Source organism: Microcosmobacter mediterraneus, assembly GCF_031846265.1.
GTDB classification, from domain to species: domain Bacteria; phylum Bacteroidota; class Bacteroidia; order Flavobacteriales; family Flavobacteriaceae; genus Microcosmobacter; species Microcosmobacter mediterraneus.
The window spans coordinates 26132-47526 of the sequence record NZ_JAVRIA010000001.1; the positions used below are offsets into that span (position 1 = coordinate 26132).

The 21395-nt window shown below is 33.1% G+C and carries 19 protein-coding genes; 15 read left to right on the forward strand and 4 right to left on the reverse strand.

Translation table 11 applies throughout. The features are described from left to right. The first annotated feature begins 143 nt into the window (after positions 1–143). Positions 144–2093, forward strand: a complete 1950-nt coding sequence (locus RM697_RS00150; RefSeq protein WP_311425809.1) for an endonuclease — start codon at positions 144–146, stop codon at positions 2091–2093. 114 nt (positions 2094–2207) lie between these two features. Here the strand turns inward: RM697_RS00150 and RM697_RS00155 are convergent, their stop codons facing one another. After that, positions 2208–4688: a TonB-dependent receptor domain-containing protein gene (locus RM697_RS00155; RefSeq protein WP_311425810.1), complete on the reverse strand. Its 2481-nt coding sequence runs from the start codon at positions 4686–4688 to the stop codon at positions 2208–2210. Positions 4689–4791: 103 nt separating this feature from the next. Here RM697_RS00155 and RM697_RS00160 point away from each other — a divergent pair, with 103 nt between their 5' ends. Then, positions 4792–5154 (forward strand): CoA-binding protein, encoded by a 363-nt coding sequence (locus RM697_RS00160; protein ID WP_311425811.1) that lies wholly within the window; start codon positions 4792–4794, stop codon positions 5152–5154. Here RM697_RS00160 and RM697_RS00165 read toward each other — a convergent pair. After that, positions 5131–6588 carry a sodium:solute symporter gene (locus RM697_RS00165; protein ID WP_311425812.1) on the reverse strand — a complete coding sequence of 486 codons (1458 nt, stop codon included), beginning with the start codon at positions 6586–6588 and terminating at the stop codon, positions 5131–5133. The two genes, RM697_RS00160 and RM697_RS00165, sit on opposite strands and share 24 nt — an antisense overlap. Positions 6589–6665: 77 nt before the next feature. Here RM697_RS00165 and RM697_RS00170 point away from each other — a divergent pair, with 77 nt between their 5' ends. The 4 genes from RM697_RS00170 to RM697_RS00185 all read left to right on the forward strand — a co-directional run bounded on the left by RM697_RS00170 (position 6666) and on the right by RM697_RS00185 (position 12376). After that, complete coding sequence (locus RM697_RS00170) at positions 6666–9164, forward strand: T9SS type A sorting domain-containing protein (RefSeq protein WP_311425813.1); 2499 nt, start codon at positions 6666–6668, stop codon at positions 9162–9164. Positions 9165–9241: 77 nt separating this feature from the next. Next, positions 9242–9859, forward strand: coding sequence for a recombination mediator RecR (recR, locus tag RM697_RS00175; RefSeq protein WP_311425814.1), 618 nt, complete (start codon positions 9242–9244; stop codon positions 9857–9859). 5 nt (positions 9860–9864) lie between these two features. After that, entirely contained in the window at positions 9865–10962 is a 1098-nt protein-coding gene (locus tag RM697_RS00180) for a glycosyltransferase family 2 protein (RefSeq protein ID WP_311425815.1), read from the forward strand. Between the two features lie 88 nt (positions 10963–11050). Next, positions 11051–12376 (forward strand): dihydrolipoamide acetyltransferase family protein, encoded by a 1326-nt coding sequence (locus tag RM697_RS00185; RefSeq protein ID WP_311425816.1) that lies wholly within the window; start codon positions 11051–11053, stop codon positions 12374–12376. A gap of 1 nt (position 12377) precedes the next feature. On the opposite strand, the gene RM697_RS00190 is transcribed toward RM697_RS00185, so the two are convergent. Beyond that, positions 12378–13436, reverse strand: a complete 1059-nt coding sequence (locus RM697_RS00190) for a polysaccharide lyase family protein (RefSeq protein WP_311425817.1) — start codon at positions 13434–13436, stop codon at positions 12378–12380. A gap of 211 nt (positions 13437–13647) precedes the next feature. Here RM697_RS00190 and RM697_RS00195 point away from each other — a divergent pair, with 211 nt between their 5' ends. The 9 genes from RM697_RS00195 to RM697_RS00235 all read left to right on the forward strand — a co-directional run bounded on the left by RM697_RS00195 (position 13648) and on the right by RM697_RS00235 (position 20254). Beyond that, positions 13648–14424: an exonuclease domain-containing protein gene (locus RM697_RS00195; protein WP_311425818.1), complete on the forward strand. Its 777-nt coding sequence runs from the start codon at positions 13648–13650 to the stop codon at positions 14422–14424. 3 nt (positions 14425–14427) lie between these two features. Further along, positions 14428–15039, forward strand: a complete 612-nt coding sequence (locus tag RM697_RS00200) for a fumarylacetoacetate hydrolase family protein (RefSeq protein WP_311425819.1) — start codon at positions 14428–14430, stop codon at positions 15037–15039. Then, the gene (locus tag RM697_RS00205) at positions 15040–15378 is read left to right on the forward strand and encodes an Hpt domain-containing protein (protein WP_311425820.1); all 339 of its coding nucleotides are present in this window, start codon (positions 15040–15042) and stop codon (positions 15376–15378) included. After that, positions 15378–16625 (forward strand): competence/damage-inducible protein A, encoded by a 1248-nt coding sequence (locus RM697_RS00210; protein WP_311425821.1) that lies wholly within the window; start codon positions 15378–15380, stop codon positions 16623–16625. The genes RM697_RS00205 and RM697_RS00210 overlap by 1 nt, the downstream gene beginning before the upstream one ends. Positions 16626–16703: 78 nt before the next feature. Continuing rightward, the gene (gene rpmB / locus RM697_RS00215) at positions 16704–16940 is read left to right on the forward strand and encodes a 50S ribosomal protein L28 (RefSeq protein WP_311425822.1); all 237 of its coding nucleotides are present in this window, start codon (positions 16704–16706) and stop codon (positions 16938–16940) included. Between the two features lie 26 nt (positions 16941–16966). Beyond that, a complete protein-coding gene (rpmG, locus tag RM697_RS00220) occupies positions 16967–17149 on the forward strand; it encodes a 50S ribosomal protein L33 (protein WP_008271040.1) in 183 nt (60 codons plus the stop codon). Between the two features lie 6 nt (positions 17150–17155). Beyond that, on the forward strand, positions 17156–17308 hold the full coding sequence (locus tag RM697_RS00225) for a DUF4295 domain-containing protein (protein ID WP_155089338.1): 153 nt from the start codon (positions 17156–17158) through the stop codon (positions 17306–17308). Positions 17309–17516: 208 nt separating this feature from the next. Next, positions 17517–18470, forward strand: a complete 954-nt coding sequence (gene ftsY / locus RM697_RS00230; RefSeq protein WP_311425823.1) for a signal recognition particle-docking protein FtsY — start codon at positions 17517–17519, stop codon at positions 18468–18470. Between the two features lie 104 nt (positions 18471–18574). Next, positions 18575–20254: an amidase family protein gene (locus RM697_RS00235; protein ID WP_311425824.1), complete on the forward strand. Its 1680-nt coding sequence runs from the start codon at positions 18575–18577 to the stop codon at positions 20252–20254. Here the strand turns inward: RM697_RS00235 and RM697_RS00240 are convergent. Beyond that, entirely contained in the window at positions 20251–21330 is a 1080-nt protein-coding gene (locus RM697_RS00240) for a serine hydrolase domain-containing protein (protein WP_311425825.1), read from the reverse strand. The two genes, RM697_RS00235 and RM697_RS00240, sit on opposite strands and share 4 nt — an antisense overlap. Between the last annotated feature and the right edge of the window lie 65 nt (positions 21331–21395).

Sequence of the window (21395 nt, forward strand, 5' to 3'; positions counted from 1 at the left end):
AAGCAAGGAGAAATCTATTTAAAAATGATGCTTTTTTTAGGATTCTATCTTTTATGAGTTGATAACCTGTTAATTATTACTTTACCATACCTTAACTAAGAATAAGACCAAATTATAGGTATTTTTGTAAAAATTGTAATCAGATGAAATTACACCTTATATTATGTTTCTTTTGCTTTAGTTTAGTTAGCTTTTCTCAAATACTTGTTATTAATGAGATAGACGTAGATACTCCAGGAATAGACGATAAAGAATTTATTGAACTAAAATCTGAATCACCAAACTTTGCCTTAGATGGTTATATACTAGTGTTTTTTAATGGTTCTAGTAGTGGTGACGATCGTAGTTATATGACTATAGATTTAGCTGGATCAGTAACTGATAGTAATGGATTGCTTCTTATAGGAAGTGCTAATGTTATTCCGTTTCCGCAATTTTTAATTTCAGAGAATGTAATTCAGAATGGTGCAGATGCTATTGGTATATATGAAGCTAGCATTTTTGATTTCCCTGAAGAAACTCTTGCAACGCAAACCAATTTAATTGATGCGCTCGTTTACGATACAAGTGATAGTGATGATGTTGCTCTCATGAATTTATTAGGTGTCACTGAGCAGATTAATGAAGGATCTAGTAATAACACAAATTCTATTCAACGTAATAATGATGGAACTTATTTTTCTGGAACACCATCACCAAGACAACTCAATGACGGAAGTGGAATAATTTTTAATGGTGTAACAATTGGTATTACAGAAAATCAATATAACGAAGGAGAATCTCTAAATATTACCTTCACTACTAATACCAATGTAACTTCAGATTTAAACTTTACAATTAATTTAGATAATAACGGATTTAATACTACTGACTACACTGGTAATATTTCGTTAACTATTCCTTCAGGAACTAATACAACAAGTACAATACTTAGTTTAACCGACGATTCTGATGATGAAGGTGATGAGGTGCTTATTATAAAACTATTAGACTTAGTAGAGCCTATTATTCCTTCAAATAATAATATAGCTGTACGCGTAGTTGATAATGATTTTACAATGGCACCTTGGGGAAAACCAATAACTCCAACATTTGGATTAGTGCAAAGTACACAGCCAGGAGGTTATTATGATAGCTTGGATGGTTTAGCAGATAGCGAATTAAGACAAGCATTACAAGATATTATTGCAGACCCAAATACAGTGCGTGCGCAAACTTATAATGATGTAACTGATATTTTGAAGGCAGCTGATCAAAATCCAGAAAACAGTAATGAAGTTTGGTTAGTATACACTGAACAAGGACGACCTAAGTTAGATTTTCAAACCACTTCTGATAATTCTGGTAAATGGAATAGAGAACATACATATCCAAGATCTAGAGGAGGATTTTTTAATATTGAAGAAGATGATGTTGTTGATGGTCCTGATATATTCTGGACTACTAAAGCAGATTCTCTTCGTCATGGAAATTCAGATGCACACGCGCTTAGAGCTGCTGATGGTGCTGAGAATAGTTTAAGAGGTAATCAGCATTATGGAGAGTATACAGGACCTTCTGGAACACTAGGTAGCTTTAGAGGTGACGTGGCTCGCAGTGTTTTGTATATGGAAATACGTTACAATGGATTAGAGGTTGTTAATGGGTTTCCTTCAACAAATAACGAACCTTTAGGCGATTTAGCAACGCTTTTAGATTGGCATAGAAACGATCCTCCAGATGATTTTGAAATGAATAGAAATAATGTGGTTTACACATGGCAGTTAAATAGAAATCCATTTATTGATCAGCCAGATTTAGTTGAATATATTTGGGGAACTAATGTTGGGCAGCAATGGGTACAACCATTAAGTGTTGTAGATAATTCATTAAATAATGTTCAAATTTTTCCTAATCCAATAGAAAACACCATTACAATTAATGGACTTACCCAAGACACTCAAATTACTATTTTCTCACTTCAAGGTCTTAAGGTTTACCAATCTAATGTAAATAATAATACTCCTTTTACTGTAGATTTGTTTAGCGGATTATACCTGTTGCAATTGAATGTAAACGATAAAATTTCAACTAGAAAGATTATCATTAAATAATAAAATCAATTTAATAACATCTAAAAACCCAGAGCCTAAGCTCTGGGTTTTCTAATTTAATAGCTATACATTAACACTAACCATCAACTATTATGTTAGCTATTAAATATTTTTTTATAGAAATCCTCCACTTCCAGATTTTTCATCATTATCTCTTTGCTTACGAGATTTTGCTCTGTACTTTCCTCCACCAAATCTGTATGCCAAACCTGCTAAAATAGTTCTGCTCTCCCAATTAAAATCTCCCGATTGTGGAAACGGTCTATCACCATCAAATCTAAACTGCATAGTGTTAAAAACATCATTGAAGCTTAAGCTAAAAGTGGCTCTATTATCTTCTAAAAAGTTATATCGCATTCCTAAATTGACAAAAGCGAAAACATCTTGTGTAAATTGAATTCCTTTATTTCTGCCTCTATATAATCCAAACACTGAGAATGATAAATCTTTATTTACTCTAAAGTTGTTAAACATCCTTAAGTTCCAAACCACATTTTCTACATTAAATTCTGCACTAGTTACATCATTCTGAGATGTAGGATTAGAAGCATTAGGGCTTAAAACTTCAGAAAAACTTCTTTGTGTTTGAGAGTACAAATCAAAACTACCGTTAATACTCCACCACTTTGTTGGTCTATAATTAGAACTTATTTCCACTCCATAGGCTGTAGTATTATCAAAATTGTCAAATGTGAGTAAAATTCCTACTAATTCAGGTTCGCTTCCTAAAGTACTAGGATCTATAAATACTGCTCTATTAATACCATCTTCTATAATTCTGTAAAACACTCCACCAGTAATACTTCCTTTTTCTAGTTGCCTTGTGTAATTGACTTCTAATGAGTTGGTAAATTGTGGTTGTAATTCTTGATTTCCAAAAGACGAAATAAGTGGTGTATTCCACTCTGGCAGAGGATTTACTTGGCCAACTCCTGGTCTATCTACACGCCTGCTATAACTTAATTGATACGAGTTTTTTTCAGAAGGATTATAGGTGAAAAATGCAGAAGGATAAACTTGTGTGTAATCATTTTCAAAAGGAATAGCAATAGCTTCATTGGTGTCTGTATTCGTTTGTAAAGCATCAGCTGTAACATCAACCGTTTCGGCTCTTAAACCTAATTGATAAGACCACTTTTCAAATGTTTTTCCATAAGTAACATAGGCTGAATAAATATTTCTTGAATAATCAAAATCGATTAAACCAGGAAATGGATTTCCAAATTGATCTCTTAAACGTGCATCAGAAAAATACGTAATATCATTATTAAATAAACGTGCTTGAAGACCTAATTCTAGTTTAGATTTTTCGGACAAAGGATTGACGTAATCTAGATTTATTGTAGTTCTATCCCGATCTGTTTCGTTGTCTTCAATAAAATCGGGTTGTATATTGAAATCATTATCTGTAAATGACTCAGAATCAAAAATATTATAATCCACTTCTAGTTCAATATTGTGTCCTTCTTTATCAAAATCGAGTTTATAATTAAAATTATATTGTCCTGATAGGTTTTTATTCTCATTAAATGCGGTTTGATTAATATTACCAATATTATTTGCAAATACCACATTAGTTCTAGAGTCTGTACCTCCATCAAAAAATGTTTGATTTGTAAATACTGATAATGTGTTTTTATCATTAATATAATAGTCAATTCCAAATTTAGCAAGGTTAGAAATATTACTAGTTTCACTATTAAAAAATTGAGCAGAATTAATATCTGATCTCAAAAGATTACCATAGTTTTCAACCGTTATGGAGCTATTATTATAATTACCATAGAAATTAAGTTTTCCATTTCTGTAGTTCATATCTATAGAACCGTTAAACTGAGGATTATCTTGATAGGCAAGGCTAACATTGGTATTTCCGTTAAAACCTATTTGTGTATTCTTGTGTAGTATAATATTAATAATTCCGCTTAAACCTTCAGGATTGTATTTAGCAGAAGGGTTGGTAATAAGTTCAATTTTCTTTATTGAGGTAGAAGGAATTTGCCTCAAAAGTTGCGCAGCAGGAATGTTTGAGAGTTTACCATCTACCATAACTTGTACGTTCTGATTACCTCTTAAACTGATTCCACCTGTTTGTTGATCCACGCTTACTGATGGCAAATTGTTCATAATATCACTAGCAGTTGGTCCACTAGTAGTTAAGTCCTTACCAACGTTTATAACTTTACGATCTACTTTTTGTTGAATTGTAGACACTTCGGCAACAACGGTAACTTCATCTAAAGCTTCAGCATCTTCTTCAAGATTGATATCACCTAGTTTTACATTGTAGCTATCTTTTCCTATAACAACATCTCTGGTAATCGTTTTATAGCCAATGTATGTTATGCTAACATTTACTTTGCCTTCAGGTATATCAACGACCTTAAACTTTCCATCATCATCTGTAATTCCGCCAGTAATAGTTTCTCCAGCAGAATTTAAAATGATAATATTGACGTAAGGTAGAGGTTCATTAATTTTTGCATCTATAACACGTCCAGAGATAGATCCATTTTTGATGTTGCTGTCTGCTAATGGTTGTGCAGAAATTAAAGAGCTGAAAAGTAAAGCTGCGATTAATGCTATTGTTTTCATTATTTTTTGATTGATTAATTGGTTGTCTAAGGATAGACGACTACTTTTATCTAATGTTACTCATTTTAACACTACTTAACATCACTTTAACAAAACACTAAAATTGAAGAAAAAAACCTTAGTAATTGGTGCTTCATTAAACCCAACAAGGTATTCGCACCTTGCCGTAAAACGGCTTATAGACTTTGGTCATAATGTTGTAGCATTTGGTTTGCGATCAGGTACTATTGAGACTGTTTCTATTGATACTGATCTTAAGGTATATACAGATATTAATACAGTTACACTTTATGTCGGACCTAAGCACCAAGATGCTTACATGGATTATATTGTAAGTCTTATACCAAAACGTGTCATTTTTAATCCAGGTACAGAAAATCCTAAATTTTATAAGTTGCTAAAAGAACACGATATTAACTTTGAAGAGGCTTGTACTTTGGTGCTACTTTCTACGAATCAATACTAAACCAATAAAAGTTAAAAGGCCATTAATTGGGAGTAATTCATAACCAACTTTATAACCATTTAAATATTCAGGTGGAATATTTGCAATCAAGGCTGTAATAATTACAGAGACAAGTGTAACAATCCAAACATAATTATCTTTAATTGGATATTTTGTAAATATGCCAAAGGCAAACAATCCTAGAAGTGGACCATAAGTATATCCAGCAACAGTAAGCAAGCTGTCTATGACATTTCGGTCTAAGACATGTTTAAAAATAATAATAACCACAACTAACAATAAACTCATTCCTATATGAACACGTTTACGTAAGGTTTTTTGAGTGTTACTTGGCTTCTTATCAATATCTAAAAAATCTACGCAATATGATGTAGTTAAAGAAGTAAGTGCACTGTCTGCACTGCTGTAAGCTGCTGCAACAAGACCTAACATAAAGGTTATGGCAACAGTAATTCCTAAACCACTATTAAGTGCAATTTCAGGAAAGAGTAAATCCGTTTTAGGTTTACCATCCATTAATGGTGTAGCAATATTAAATTTTTCAGCATAAATAAATAATAAGGCGCCTAAAAGCAAAAAGATGAAATTAACAACAACTAATACTAAGCTAAACGAAACCATGTTTTTTTGAGCGTCTTTTAAAGATCTACAAGTTAAATTCTTTTGCATCATATCTTGGTCTAAACCAGTCATACAAACAGCAATAAAAAGGCCACCAATAAAGGACTTAATAAAATGATTTTTTTCTAGGAAACTATCTGTGAAAATCATTTGGTTATAACTCTTTAACTCCTCAGAGGATAAAAATTCATTAAAACTCCAACCTAACTTATCATTAATAAAGTATATGGATAATCCAACAGCAACCAACATAAATAAGGTTTGTAACGTATCTGTCCAAACAATGGTTTTAATACCACCTTTAAAGGTGTAAATCCAGATGAGAAGAATTGAGAGTATAACAGTGACCTCAAATGGTATATTCCAAGCATTGAATACAAATTGTTGCAATACTATGGCAACTAAGAACAACCTAAATGAAGCACCAAGAACACGAGAAATAAAGAAGAAGAAAGCTCCAGTTTTATGACTTACGCTACCAAAACGTTGCAGCAAATATTCATAGATTGAGGTGACGTTAAGTTTGTAATAGATAGGCATTAAAACGTAAGCAATAATAAAATAACCAATTAAATAGCCAAATACTACCTGCATATAACTAAAACTCGCACCTTCTACCCATCCAGGAACCGAAATAAAAGTAACACCAGAAAGTGAAGCGCCTATCATCCCAAAAGCGACAACATACCAAGGTGCAGATTTGTTGGCTTTAAAAAAGGCATCATTTGTGTCTTCTTTACCAGTAAAATAAGAGATAAGAACTAGTATACCAAAATATCCAGCAATTAGTAATAGTATCATTAAAGGCGTCATGCTTTTAAGCGAATTTTAAGATTTAAGCTGAAAGTAGTATTTTTGGTAATGTTAAGAAAGAAAAAGAAAAATAAATTATGAAAAAGTTCTACATTTTAGTAGTTACGATATGTCTTAGTATAGCTTCTTGGTCTCAAGAATATCGTAGAATGATCGCTGTTGGAACGTACTCAGTGCAAGACATCCAGGCTGAAGCTGAAGCCTATTTTGAAACCGTTGGAAAAGAACGCGGAACAGGCTATAATCCATACAAGCGTTGGGAGTATTGGGCAATTCGTAAGGCCGATGAAAATGGGATGTTAAAATCACCAGAATTTTATTTTGAGGAATTAGAACGTTACAATGCATACATTAATGCTAATATAGATGAAGCAGCCAGAACCACAACAGGTGCATGGGAAGAGATGGGACCAACCGATTGGAATGGGACTAGTGGATGGAATCCTGGTGTAGGAAGAATAACATCTATTGCCATTGAAGAAACAGATACTAATCATATGATTGTTGGTGGAGAAACTGGTGGTGTTTGGAGAACAACAAATGGAGGTTCTAACTGGACTGTACTTACAGATAACTTATCTAATATGGTAGTATACGCATTAGCTATAGATCCAACAGACAATGAAACCTATTTTTGGGGAAGTTCTGGCGGTGTTATTTTTAAGTCTACAGACTCTGGTGCTACTTGGAATCCCCTTGGTAATGCAGGAGGTGGAACAGTAAATAAAATACTTATTGATCCTAACAATACTCAAAAAATGTATGCAAGTGTGCAAGGTAGTGGCGTTTATAAAAGTACTAATGGAGGTTTATCTTGGTCAAAAATTAATAATAATTCTACCACTGGTTATGATATTGAGTTTAAGCCAGACGATACTAATGTGATCTATGCTTCAGGAACAAGATTCTTCAGATCTGGTGATGGAGGAACTTCGTTTACCGAGTCAGTAAGTGCTTTTAATGGTGGTCCTAAAATGATTGGAGTCTCAGCAGATGATCCTTCAGTTGTTTACGTGCTAGAGTCTTCAGGTGGTTCGTTTAGTGGATTTTATAAATCTACAACACAAGGCCTAATTTTTACCGAATTAAATCATAATGGTAAAAACTATCTAGGCTACAGCTCTGATCCAAATGATCCAGGTGATGCTAACTCTGGTCAGGCTCCAAGAGATATGGATATTGTGGTTAACCCTAATAACGTCGAAGAGGTTCATATTGCTGGTATTAATACATGGATGTCTACAAGTGGAGGAACAACATTTAGTATTACGTCGCAATGGACACCAGGCGGTGCACAAAGTCAAAACATTGGCTATTGCCATGCAGATGTTGATATTTTAAAATACGTTAATGGTGCGCTGTATGTAGGTAGCGATGGAGGTGTCTTTAAAGCTGAAAATCCTATATTGGTTTCTTCAGATTATTACACAGATTTAACGCAAGGTATTGGTGTTAGACAATTTTATAAATTCGGTGTAAGCCAAACAATACCAGCAGTTGTAACAGGTGGATCTCAAGATAATGGTACGTCTTTTATGAACGGAAGCGGAGAATGGTCTGATTGGTTAGGAGCTGATGGTATGGAGTGTTTTGTAGATAAAAACGATGAAAAAATTATCTATGGAACTATTTATAATGGCAACTTGTACAAGTCATTAAATTCTGGTCAAACACTTACTTTTATTAGCTCTCCGCAAAATGACGGAAACTGGGTAACTCCTTTTGAACAAGACCCAATAGAGCAAGATGTCATTTACGCTGCTTATGATGAGTTGTATAAATCTGAAGATGGTGGTCAATCTTGGGTTTCTATTTCTAATAGTTTTGGCGAAAATATAGATAACCTTAAAATTGCTCCTTCCAACAATGATCATATTTATATGTCAATCAACGGTACTTTCTTAGCTTCAATTGATGGAGGTGATAATTACTTTCAATCCCCTTTTACAACGAGTTTTATAACTGAAATAGCAGTGCATCCTACAGAACCTAATCGTGTTGCAATTACAACAACAGACAGTGAAAGAATATATGTAAGCACAAATTCTGGTATTTCATTTACATCGTACAAAAACGATTTGCCTAACTTTAGTGCATCTGGTATTGCTTGGGATAGTAATGCTGATCATGGTTTGTATGTTGGTATGAACTATGGTGTTTACTATTTAGATGATACAACAAACAATCAATGGCAACCATTTAATAATGGATTACCAAATGTGTTTATAAGTGAATTAGAAATCAATTATATAGAAGGGAAGCTTTATGCTTCTACTTATGGTAGAGGTTTATGGCGAACTAATTTATTTAATCCTTTAAGCGTCAATGATTTTGAACTCAATGGAATTTCACTATATCCAAATACGGCTTCTAATCAATTTTTCTTGTCCTGGAACAAAGCCGATGAGGTTTCTGTTAGAATTTATAACACTGAAGGTAAGTTGATGCATTATGCTAAGAAGATACAGATTAACCAGCCTTATAAAATGGACATTTCTAATTATGCGTCTGGATTATACTTTGTAAAAGTAAATAACAGTAAGGGAGAAATTACCAAAAAACTCATAGTAGATTAAAGTTTAAATCATATAAAATAAAAAGTCCAGTAGTATAATCTCACTGGACTTTTTATTTTAAACCTTATTTTCGCAGTATGGAATTATCCTCAAAATTATTAGAGCGAGCTGTAGACGAAATGTCTCAATTACCTGGAATTGGTAAACGAACAGCATTACGCCTTGTATTGCACCTACTTAGACAGCCTAAAAGTCAAACCTATAGACTAACCGAAGCTTTAACAACAATAAAAGACCAAATAAAATTTTGTAATACATGCTTTAATATCAGCGATGCTGAGATTTGTAACATTTGCAATAATGTGCACAGAAATGATAAGATGATTTGTGTTGTTGAAGATATGAGAGATGTTATGGCAATTGAAAGCACTAGCTCCTACAGAGGATTGTACCATGTCTTAGGTGGTAAAATTTCACCTATGGATGGTATTGGTCCTAACGATTTAAACATTGAAGCTTTAGTACTGAGAATAAGAGAGTCTCAAATTGAAGAATTAATTTTTGCTTTAAGTCCAACCATGGAAGGCGATACGACTAATTTCTATATCTTTAAACAGATTCAGGATTTAGGTATAAAAGCCTCTACCATTGCCAGAGGAATTGCAGTTGGTAATGAGTTGGAATATGCTGATGAGGTAACATTAGGCAGAAGTATAGTCAATAGAATTCCTTTTGAAATTTCCTTGAAGTCTTAGCGCGTTTGAAACTATCCATTGTCATATTAAATTACAACGTTGAACATTTTTTAGAATTGTGTTTAAGTAGTGTTCTAAAAGCTACAACGCTTATTTCATCAGAGGTTATTGTGGTTGATAACAACTCATCGGATGGAAGTTGTGCTATGGTCAAACAAAAATTTCCTCAAGTTAAACTCATTGAAAATAAAGAGAATTCTGGTTTTTCAAAAGGTAATAATATAGGAGTAAATAATGCTAAAGGAGAATTTGTTTGCATCCTTAATCCAGATACAGTTGTAACAGAAGATACATTTACCAAATTAATTGACCATGCTGAATCCCTTCCAGATTTAGGGATTATAGGCTGTAAACTTATTGATGGTAAAGGACAATTTTTACCAGAAAGTAAACGTAACATACCAGTTGTAAAAGTTGCTCTTCAAAAAATGTTAGGCAATTCTAAACATTATTATGCTAATCATTTAAAGCCTACAGAGACAGGAGAAGTTGATATTTTGGTAGGTGCATTTATGTTTTTGAAAACAGAAGTTTATAAAGCTGTTGGTGGATTCGATGAAGACTATTTTATGTATGGAGAAGACATCGATTTGTCCTATAAAATTCTAAAAGCTGGCTATAAAAACTATTATTTTTCTGATTGTACTATTATTCATTTTAAAGGTGAAAGTACTTTAAAGGATAAGTCCTATGCTAAACGCTTTTTTGGTGCCATGCAACTCTTTTACAAAAAGCATTTTAAATCTAATGTCTTATTTGATACTATAGTGTCTATTGGAATTAAATTGGCCTATGTCTTTAGAAAAGAAGCTTTAGAGATTAAAAGTAGCCCAAACCATTACCTATTAGTTTCTGAAAATTTAGACTCTAAATTAGAAACGATTTTAAAGATTCCAATAATACTAACCAATGACATAACAGAAGTTGAGGCTAATTCTGAAATTATTTTTGATGCTAGTTTTATTACTTATAAGTCAATGATACAGATTATGTCTCAACCTAAAATTAATTCTAAATCTACCTTTAAGATTATTCCAGATAACTCAAAATTCCTAATAGGAAGTAATGACTCTAAGAATAGAGGAGAAGTAATTCACTTTTAGTCGAAATATTGAAAGTATCGCAATAGAGTTATCTATTTTTAATTAATTTTGCAACCGATAACCTAATTTACGGTATTGCACTAACAATATGGCAAAGTTTGAATTGAAGTTACCCAAAATGGGAGAGAGTGTTGCTGAAGCAACAATTACATCATGGTTAAAAGATGTAGGAGACATTATTGAAGCTGATGAAGCAGTTTTAGAAATAGCTACAGATAAGGTTGATAGTGAAGTTCCTAGTGAAGTTGATGGTGTACTTGTAGAAAAATTGTTTGATGTAGATGATGTTGTACAAGTTGGTCAGACCATAGCTGTTATTGAAATAGAAGGTGAAGGAACTGTAGAAGTAGAAGCGCCAAAACATGAAACTCCGAAAACTAAAGCTGAGCCTCAACCAGCTGTTGCTGAAGTAGCTAACACAGTTGTTGCAGCCAAAGAATCCGTAGCTTCTGTGTCTTCAGGAGATCGTTTTTACTCACCTTTAGTTAAAAATATTGCTAATAAAGAAGGTGTTTCTCAAGCTGAATTAGATGCTGTACACGGAACAGGTAAAGATGGTCGTGTAACTAAGAATGATATTCTAGCATATATAGAGAATAGACCTTCTCAGCCAACTTCTGTAGCCTCTATTAAAACATCGCAACCATTAGTTAGTAATTTAGAGTCATCAAAACCAAAGGAGAAAACTCCAGTAGTAGTCTCAGGTGATGACGAGATTATCGAAATGACAAGAATGGGTAAATTGGTTGCGCATCATATGGTAGAATCAGTGCAAACGTCTGCTCATGTTCAAAGTTTTATAGAAGCTGATGTTACCAAAATTTGGAATTGGCGTAAAAAAGTAAAAGATGAATTCTTTAAACGAGAAGGTGAGAATTTAACTTTTACACCAATTTTTATGGAAGCCGTTGCTAAAGCACTTCGCGATTTCCCAATGATGAATATCTCGCTTCAAGGTGATAGTATTATAAAAAAGAAAAATATAAATCTTGGAATGGCAGCAGCTTTACCAGATGGAAACCTTATTGTGCCAGTCATTAAAAATGCTGATCAGTTAAACCTTGTTGGTATGACCAAGCAAGTTAACGATTTAGCAGCACGAGCAAGAGAGAATCAATTAAAACCAGACGATATACAAGGCGGAACTTATACTGTAACCAATGTTGGAACCTTTGGTAGTATCATGGGAACTCCAATAATTAATCAACCACAAGTTGGTATTTTGGCACTAGGAGCTATTAGAAAAGTACCAGCTGTAGTAGAAACTGAAGAAGGCGATTTTATTGGAATTCGTTATAGAATGTTTATGTCGCATTCTTACGATCACAGAGTGGTTAATGGTGCTTTAGGAGGTATGTTTGTAAAAGCTGTTAAAGATTATTTAGAGGCTTGGGACTCTGATAGAGAAATATAATCTATTCTATTTCTGTTATACTAAAATCATTGTATAAAACACTCTCATCTCTAAGATCTTGTTCATTTATTAAACTCCTGTAAATTCCCCATTTTGGTCTCACAAATTCTGCATTAGGTCTCCAATTTATTATTGAAGAATTTGTATACGAAAATAAAACACTATTATCACTTATCTTCTTTATTTCTATCGCATAAGAACCAGAACTACTATAGGTAATTGTTTCTGTTACTTCAAGCCAAGTATCAATAAATGGTTCCAATTCAGTCTCTTCTAAAGTAATTTGACTGTCAGTTTCGGCGTAACGTAACTGAAGTTTGTCTGGTGTTCCTTTCCTTGTTGTAAGCGTATACATTGGCATACTTTCTAAATCTCCACCTACAGATTTTAACTGATGTATATGTGTAAAATTTGGTGAAGACTGGAAGCCAGATGGTAATTTAAACTTCCATGTGTAGACCACAGTTTCATTTTGTATTCCTAATAAATTATCTGGAGATTGGTTATATGATTTTATCTCATTTCGTTGTCGATCAAAATTTATACAACGATCATTATCAGGTAAAACATGGATGTGAAATCTAAATACATTATCATTAAGTTCTGAGTCGAAAAATTCATCTATATGCTCACCAAATGCCTCATGGCTACAATCTGGAGCCTCAATAGGATTATGGCCTGGAGCTAATACAGAATTGATTAGTTCATAAGTGTTACCTGGTCCATCAGCTTTTAATTCAATACCTTGAGGTGGAGCTTCCTCTTTGTTTAAATTTATAGTAACTGAATTATTTAAAGGGTTTAAATCTCTGTAGACATCTTGAAATTCAGTTTTAAATGCTATCGTAGCATTGACTTCTGAGGAGTCTATATTAAAAACCTGTTGTTTTTCTGTTTCGCTTTCTGAAGCCAATCCGTAACTGTAATTTAGTGCAGATTCTATAGATTGATTTAAATCTAAAGGTGTAACCCAACTAATTGAGTTTACAGATGTTGATACAGAAATATCAGTTGAAATTTGATTTGATGTTACTTCATCATTTTGATTACAACTACTCATAAAGATTGTAAGAGTCAATATTAAACTCAGATGAACGTAGTTTTTTAATTTAGAACACATAATTACTAGTTTAATCAGTAATAGCTGAAATTTTAATTGTTATTTACTCTAAAAACTCAATTTAAAACAAACGAAGTTAAATTATTAATGGCTTAAAGCCAAGTAGCATTACATTTTATCTCCATATCTTTGTTGTCGTTAAAAGTAAATTATGCAGTTAAACTTAAAAAAACCTATCTGTTTTTTTGATCTAGAAACCACAGGAATTAATATTTCTAAGGATAGAGTCGTAGAGATTGCTATCCTTAAAGTACATCCTAATGGAAAAGAAGAAAGCCATCGTTGGGTAGTAAATCCAACTGTGCCAATACCACCAGAAGTTTCTGCTATTCATGGTATTTGGGATAAAGATGTTGTTGATAAACCTACATTTGCTGAAATAGCAAAAGATGTTAATAGCATTATTAAAGATTCAGATTTAGGTGGTTTTAATTCCAATCGTTTTGATATTCCCTTATTAGCTGAAGAAATGCTTCGTGCAGATTTAGATTTTGATATGAAAAATAGGCTATCTGTAGATGTGCAAACCATATATCATAAAATGGAACAACGTAATTTAAGTGCTGCATATAAGTTTTATTGCGATAAAGATTTAACAGATGCTCATACTGCTGAAGCAGATACTTTGGCAACCTATGAAGTATTGAAAGCACAGGTAGAAAAATACGAAGATTTAGAAAATGATACCAAGTTTTTGGCAGAGTTTAGTTCGCGCAGAAAATTCGCAGATTTTGCTGGTTTTATAACCTTTAATAAAGAAGGTGAAGAATGTTTCTCTTTTGGAAAACATAAAGGAAGATTAGTTACCCAAATCCTAGAAAAAGAACCTGGTTATTTTGGATGGTTACTTAATGCCGATTTTCCGTTGTATACTAAAAAAGTGTTAACTGCAATTAAGCTTCGACAGTTTAATAATAAATTAGACTAGTTTATGAAACTCATTTGTATAGGAAGAAATTACACCAAGCATATTCAAGAATTAGAAAACGAAAGACCAGAAGAACCTGTAGTATTTTTAAAACCAGATACAGCTATTCTTCTAAAAAAGCAACCGTTCTTTATTCCTGATTTTTCAGACGATGTGCATCATGAGGTTGAGGTATTAGTTAAAATTAATCGTGTTGGCAAGCATATTGATAAGAAATTTGCACATAAATATTATAATGAAATTGGATTAGGTATTGATTTCACAGCTAGAGACCTACAAGCTAAATTAAAAGAAAAAGGATTGCCATGGGAACGTGCTAAAGCGTTTGATGGTGCTGCAGTCATTGGCAATTGGATAGATAAATCAGACGTAGAAAATATAAATGCTTTTCATTTTTCTTTAGAAAAAAATGGAGTTCTTGCGCAACAAGGTAATACAAGTCATATGCTGTGGAAGATAGATGAGCTTGTTGAATATGTTTCTAAATATTTTACATTAAAGATTGGAGATATTATATTTACAGGCACACCAGCAGGAGTTGGCAAGGTCATTGTTAATGATAAATTAAAAGGATTTATAGAAGACAGAGAAATGTTTTCAATAATAGTAAAATAAATGGAACAACATTACAAATTACATCGCGTTAAAGAATTAGCTGATAACGATGAGGAGTTTATTGCTGTGCTTGCAGCTACTTTTTTAGAAGAAGTGCCAGAAGATGCTGAACGTTTAAAAAATGCTGTCGCAGAGAACGATCACTACACAACATATCAAGCTGCACATAAAATGAAACCAACTATAGATTTATTTGAATTAGGTGTTTTAGCAGATTTAATTGAAGTGCAAGATTGGGGAAAATTTGAACAATCTCATGATATTAATGACAAACTATCCATTGTCTTAGAAGCTGTAGAAAACGCTTCTGCAGAAATCCGCGTAGATTTTAATCTGTAATGTTTGCAGAAATTATAACCATTGGCGATGAAATTCTCATTGGGCAAATAGTCGATACCAATTCAGCTTTCATTAGCAAAGCTTTAAATAAGATTGGTGTTTCGGTGTATCAAATTACCTCTGTTCAAGATGATAAATCACATATTTTAAAAGCGCTCAAAGAAGCAGAACAAAATGCTGATATAATAATTATCACTGGTGGACTAGGACCAACTAAAGATGATATTACAAAAAAAACTATAGCAGAATATTTTGATGATCATTTAGTACAAAGTAATGAGGTTTTAGATAATATTAAACGTATTTGGAAAGACTATATTAAAAAGCCCTTAGAACAAGTCAATATAGATCAGGCTTTAGTACCTTCTAAGTCTGAAGTTTTAATGAATCTTTATGGAAGTGCTCCAGGTATGTGGCTCAGAAAGGGCAATAAAGTATTTGTGTCATTACCTGGTGTGCCTTTTGAAATGAAAGGTTTAATAGATAACCAAGTAATTCCAAAGCTTAGACATTCTTTTAAGTTGCCTTTCATTAAGCATAAAACTATATTAACGTATGGTTTAGGGGAGAGTTCACTGGCAAAGCGCATTGAAGGTTGGGAAGATAGTTTGCCCAATTTTATAAAGCTTGCGTATTTACCCAATTTAGGTAGAGTGCGGTTAAGACTCTCAGGTAAGTTAGATCACAAGGAAAAATTAGAAACAGAGATAGAAAATCAAGTTAAAAGTCTATTACCTCAGATAGAGGATGTTTTTGTAGGATTTGAAGACGATGAGTCCATAGAAGTCATAATTGGTAAACACTTAACCAATCTTAATAGAACACTGGCCTTAGCTGAAAGTTGTACAGGCGGAAAAATTGCACAGTCACTAACGGCAAATCCAGGTGCTTCCAAGTATTTTAAAGGGAGTATTGTAAGTTATTCTACAGAGACAAAAACCATTGCTCTTAATGTAAGTAGTGATCTTATAAATAACTATTCTGTGGTAAGTGCAGAAGTTGCTGAAGCTATGGCAAAGAATGCATTAACGCTATTTAATACGGATTACGCTTTATCTACAACAGGTAATGCAGGTCCTACAAAAGGCGATTCAGATGTAGAGGTAGGTACTGTTTTTATTGCTATAGCTACTAAATACACAGTCTATTCTAAAGAGTTTAGCTTTGGTAACAACAGATTCAGAGTCATTCAGAAAGCCACTAATAAAGCCTTTGAAATGCTTCTAAAAGAAATTTCAAAAAAGTAGCAAATTGACTTGCTGGAAAGCCAAACTATTCTTAAATTTGCAGCCTGTTTTAAAATAATAGAATTAAAAGTAGAGAAGATGTCAAGAGTTTGTGAACTTACTGGAAAAAAAGCAATGGTTGGAAACAATGTATCTCACGCTATGAATAAAACTAAGCGTAAGTTCGATGCTAATCTTATTAAAAAACGTTTCTACATTCCTGAGGAAGATAAATGGGTAACGTTAAAAGTTTCTACTTCAGCTTTAAAGACTATCAATAAAATTGGTATCTCTGCAGCAATCAAAGAAGCAAGAGCTAAAGGGTTTTACAAATAATAGCCACATAATAAAAGATATTAAAAATGGCAAAGAAAGGAAATAGAATACAAGTGATTTTAGAATGTACTGAGCACAAAGCTTCTGGTCAGCCAGGAACATCGCGTTACATTACAACAAAAAATAAAAAGAATACGCCAGACAGAATGGAGATTAAAAAATTTAATCCTATCCTTAAGCGTATGACAGTTCATAAAGAGATAAAATAATAAGTCATGGCAAAGAAATCAGTAGCGTCGTTACAGACAGGATCAAAAAGATTAACAAAAGCTATTAAAATGGTAAAGTCACCAAAAACAGGATCTTACATGTTTGTAGAATCTGTAATGGCACCAGAATTTGTTAATGACTTTTTGAATAAAAAATAATCAATTTTTTAAATTGAATACCAAAACTGCTTTCATTTGAAAGCAGTTTTTTTATATCTATATTTGAAGCTAGACATGACAACATAGCAGTAAATTATTAAAGGCAAGATTGTTGTAATGAGCTAGCTGAATGTAATACAATCACACTGAGCTGTCACACTGAGCCTGTCGAAGTGCTGTCTAAGTGTTGACTGATAATTAAAAATAAATGAGTTTTTTTAAAAAGATATTTTCTTCAGAAAAGAAAGAAACACTAGATAAAGGGTTAGAGAAATCTAAATCCTCTTTCTTCAATAAATTAAATAAAGCGGTTGCAGGAAAATCTAAGGTAGATGATGATGTTTTAGATAACCTAGAAGAAGTCTTGGTAACAAGTGATGTTGGTGTAAATACAACCTTAAAAGTTATTGAGCGTATAGAAGAGCGTGTTTCTAAAGATAAATATTTAGGCACATCTGAACTCAATAAAATTCTAAGAGAAGAAATAGCAGGTTTACTTTCAGAAACCAATACTGGAGACGAGACTGAGTTTACGGTTCCAATGGATAAAAAGCCATATGTAATTATGGTTGTTGGTGTAAATGGTGTTGGTAAAACCACTACGATAGGAAAGTTAGCCTATCAGTTTAAAAAACAAGGTTTAAATGTAGTTTTAGGTGCTGCAGATACTTTTAGAGCTGCAGCCATTGATCAGTTACAAGTTTGGGCTGATCGTGTGGATGTTCCTATTGTAAAACAACAAATGGGAAGCGATCCTGCTTCTGTAGCTTTTGATACGTTACAAAGTGCGGTTAACCAAGAGGCTGATGTTGTCATTATAGATACTGCAGGGCGTTTACATAATAAAGTTAACCTTATGAATGAATTGACTAAGGTAAAACGCGTGATGCAAAAAGTGGTTGATGATACACCTAATGATGTATTATTAGTTTTAGATGGTTCTACTGGACAAAACGCTTTTGAACAAGCTAAACAATTTACAGCTGCAACTGAAGTAACATCATTAGCAGTAACAAAACTAGATGGTACAGCAAAAGGAGGTGTGGTGATTGGAATTTCTGATCAATTTCAAATTCCTGTAAAGTATATAGGTGTTGGTGAAGGTATTGAGGATTTACAGGTCTTTAATAAATATGAGTTTGTAGATTCTTTTTTTAAATAATAAACTAAAGTCTTATCAGGCTGAATTTATCAGCATTTTATTGATTTATCATACCTATTTTAGAATAGCAATAGCATTTCGTATTTTTATAAAAAATACTGACCATGCGATATTTCCTATTATTCCTTTTTTTCTCTTGTTTTTTGTCTTGCAAAAATGATACAGCTAAGCCTGTAGTTAAAGATGAATCCTCACAAGAGGATAAAGTCACAGAAAAATTAAAACCTGCTGACGACAAAAATGATATAAGTGCCATTTCTACAAAAGATTTTAGAGAGTTTAAGGTCTTAGACTCAAAATATTTGACTAATAAAGATATCTGGTCAGAATTAGCTTCGGAAATGGTTGATTTCACTGAAGAAGATTACGAAAGGCTCAAGCCTTACATATTAGAACAAGATATTCCTACTATACAGAAAAGCATAAGTGATGGTTATTTAAGCTACGAGCAACTTGCTAAATTCTATTTACATCGAATTAAAGTATTCGATAGAGAAAACCCAAAGGCACTTAATTCCGTAATTTCTTTAAATCCAGATGTTTTGAAACAGGCTAAAGCAATGGATTTTAATAAAAGTAATGCAGATCATCCCATTTACGGAATGCCAATTCTATTAAAAGATAACATCAATGCGTCAAATATGCCAACAACTGCCGGTGCTGTGGCTCTTCAGGATAATTATGCAGAAGATGCATTTATTGTAAAACAATTAAAATCTAAAGGTGCTTTAATCTTAGGAAAAGCTAACCTTAGTGAATGGGCTTATTTTTTCTGTGGCGATTGTCCAAGTGGTTATAGTGCCATTGGTGGACAAACCTTAAATCCGTATGGAAGACGTATTATAGATACAGGAGGATCAAGTTCAGGTAGTGGAGTGAGTGTTGCTGCTAATTTTTGCGCAGCAGCAGTTGGTAGTGAAACGTCTGGTTCTATTTTGTCACCAGCTAGTCAGAATTCTGCAGTAGGTTTAAAACCAACGGTTGGTCTGTTGAGCAGAAGCGGAATAGTACCAATTTCTTCAACGTTAGATACAGCAGGTCCAATTACTAAAAATGTAATTGATAATGCCATTATGTTAGACGCTATGTTTGGTGAGGATACTTCAGATTCTAAATCTTTGATGATATTATGGGAATCAGGTTTTTATACATCAGATTTAGAACAGTCTAGTTTACAAGGAAAACGTTTTGGCGCTCCAAAACGATTACTTTCAGACACTTTATATGCTCAAGCTCTAGAGGTTTTAAAACAGCAAGGAGCCGAAATTATTGAGATAGAAGAGCAACAACTTGGGTTACCTAACTTCCTTAGATTACTCAATATAGATATGAAAAATGATCTACCACAGTATATGGCAAATTATGCTAACAAAGATATTGAATGGCGAACGGTATCTGATATCATGGAGTTCAATATTAAAGATTCCATAAACAGTATGCCCTATGGTCAGAAATTATTTAAAGGAATAGCTGAAGATAGAGGTGATGCAGAATTCTTAGAACGTATAAAAGATACCCTTAAATTAAATGGGAAGCAATTTTTTGATGTACCAATGAACACTCAAAACTTAGATGGTTTTTTATCCATTAATAACTATCATGCTGGTTTTGCTGCTACTGCTGAATATCCTGCTTTAACAGTTCCAATGGGATATACTGAAGAAGGTGTGCCTAAAGGGCTTACGTTCATTGGAAGACGTTTACAAGAAAAAATGTTATTACAATGGGCTTATGCTTATGAAAAGGCTGCTAATATAAGAGTAGCTCCTACAGCTTACAACTAGTTAATTAGTGCATTAATTCGTAACCATAATTGATTATCAAAATCGGATAGTGCAAAGTTTACATTATCCGCTGCAGCTCCCATTCTAATAACTACTAGATTTTCACTAGGAACTATATAAATTTTCTGGTCGTCTCTACCAAGAGCACAAAATAAATCTGCTGGAGCATTTGGGATGAGTTCTCCGTTAAATTGAATCTGACTTTGAGGTAATCTGTATGTTGATTTACCGTTCAGCCACCACATATAACCATAAGCTTCATTAAGGTTTTGAGATGTGTTTACAGCATTATCTAAATAACTTGAAGGTATTATTTGATCTGTATTCCATTTACCATTGTTAGAAACTAATAAGCCAAAACGAGCCATACTTCTAGTCGTACTCCAATACACATTAAAATCATTATTCTGAATCCAAGCACCAGTCATACCAATTCTATTTTTTAATTTAGAATTGAAATAGCTAGTCCATGATTGATTACTAGCATGTGCAATGACATCTTGAAGTTTTACGTACACATTATGATAAGCCCAACGTGTGCCTGCATCAGCTATGTATTGTAAATTTTCGGAAGAAACATTATCACCCAAACTATCATCTAATCCAGAATTCATAGATAAGAGATTCTTACATGTAATTAAATTTTCTTTCTCAAGATTAGCGCTGGTCCAATTTGTTCCAAGATAATCAGATACTTTGTTATTAATACTAATTAAGCCCTCGTTTTCAGCAATGCCAACAATAGCAGTAGTTAATGTTTTTCCTGCACTAGCCCAATACCAAGGTGATGAGTCTGTATGACCATCAAAATAGGATTCAACAACAATTTTTCCGTTGTGAAGAATCATGAAGCTTTTAGAATTTTTATCTTCTAAATAATCCAGTAGGGGTTGAAGCTGATTTTCGTTCCAGTCTAACTCAGACACTGATTTATTTTCCCAAGTATTGGCATCTATAGGCGGAAAGTATAATTCTTCGCCAGAAGGATTCTCATCTTCTAATTCATTGATGTTATTGGTACTACAGGATAAGATTAATAGTAAACCAATGAGTATATAGTTCCGGAGCTTTATCATATAATCACATTCTTATTTAAGACACATAAATATACTAAAGGTTTAATTTAGATTGTATCTTTGCC

Bases quoted from the DNA above. Each gene is read 5' to 3' on its own strand.
- RM697_RS00205 (WP_311425820.1), top strand. From the start codon at position 15,040: ATGGAACAACATTACAAATTACATCGCGTTAAAGAATTAGCTGATAAC.
- RM697_RS00240 (WP_311425825.1), bottom strand. From the start codon at position 21,330: ATGATAAAGCTCCGGAACTATATACTCATTGGTTTACTATTAATCTTA.
- RM697_RS00150 (WP_311425809.1), top strand. From the start codon at position 144: ATGAAATTACACCTTATATTATGTTTCTTTTGCTTTAGTTTAGTTAGC.
- RM697_RS00185 (WP_311425816.1), top strand. From the start codon at position 11,051: ATGGCAAAGTTTGAATTGAAGTTACCCAAAATGGGAGAGAGTGTTGCT.
- RM697_RS00170 (WP_311425813.1), top strand. From the start codon at position 6,666: ATGAAAAAGTTCTACATTTTAGTAGTTACGATATGTCTTAGTATAGCT.
- RM697_RS00225 (WP_155089338.1), top strand. From the start codon at position 17,156: ATGGCAAAGAAATCAGTAGCGTCGTTACAGACAGGATCAAAAAGATTA.
- RM697_RS00235 (WP_311425824.1), top strand. From the start codon at position 18,575: ATGCGATATTTCCTATTATTCCTTTTTTTCTCTTGTTTTTTGTCTTGC.
- rpmG (WP_008271040.1), top strand. From the start codon at position 16,967: ATGGCAAAGAAAGGAAATAGAATACAAGTGATTTTAGAATGTACTGAG.
- RM697_RS00155 (WP_311425810.1), bottom strand. From the start codon at position 4,688: ATGAAAACAATAGCATTAATCGCAGCTTTACTTTTCAGCTCTTTAATT.
- RM697_RS00190 (WP_311425817.1), bottom strand. From the start codon at position 13,436: ATGAGTAGTTGTAATCAAAATGATGAAGTAACATCAAATCAAATTTCA.
- RM697_RS00210 (WP_311425821.1), top strand. From the start codon at position 15,378: ATGTTTGCAGAAATTATAACCATTGGCGATGAAATTCTCATTGGGCAA.
- recR (WP_311425814.1), top strand. From the start codon at position 9,242: ATGGAATTATCCTCAAAATTATTAGAGCGAGCTGTAGACGAAATGTCT.
- RM697_RS00195 (WP_311425818.1), top strand. From the start codon at position 13,648: ATGCAGTTAAACTTAAAAAAACCTATCTGTTTTTTTGATCTAGAAACC.
- RM697_RS00165 (WP_311425812.1), bottom strand. From the start codon at position 6,588: ATGACGCCTTTAATGATACTATTACTAATTGCTGGATATTTTGGTATA.
- RM697_RS00200 (WP_311425819.1), top strand. From the start codon at position 14,428: ATGAAACTCATTTGTATAGGAAGAAATTACACCAAGCATATTCAAGAA.
- ftsY (WP_311425823.1), top strand. From the start codon at position 17,517: ATGAGTTTTTTTAAAAAGATATTTTCTTCAGAAAAGAAAGAAACACTA.
- rpmB (WP_311425822.1), top strand. From the start codon at position 16,704: ATGTCAAGAGTTTGTGAACTTACTGGAAAAAAAGCAATGGTTGGAAAC.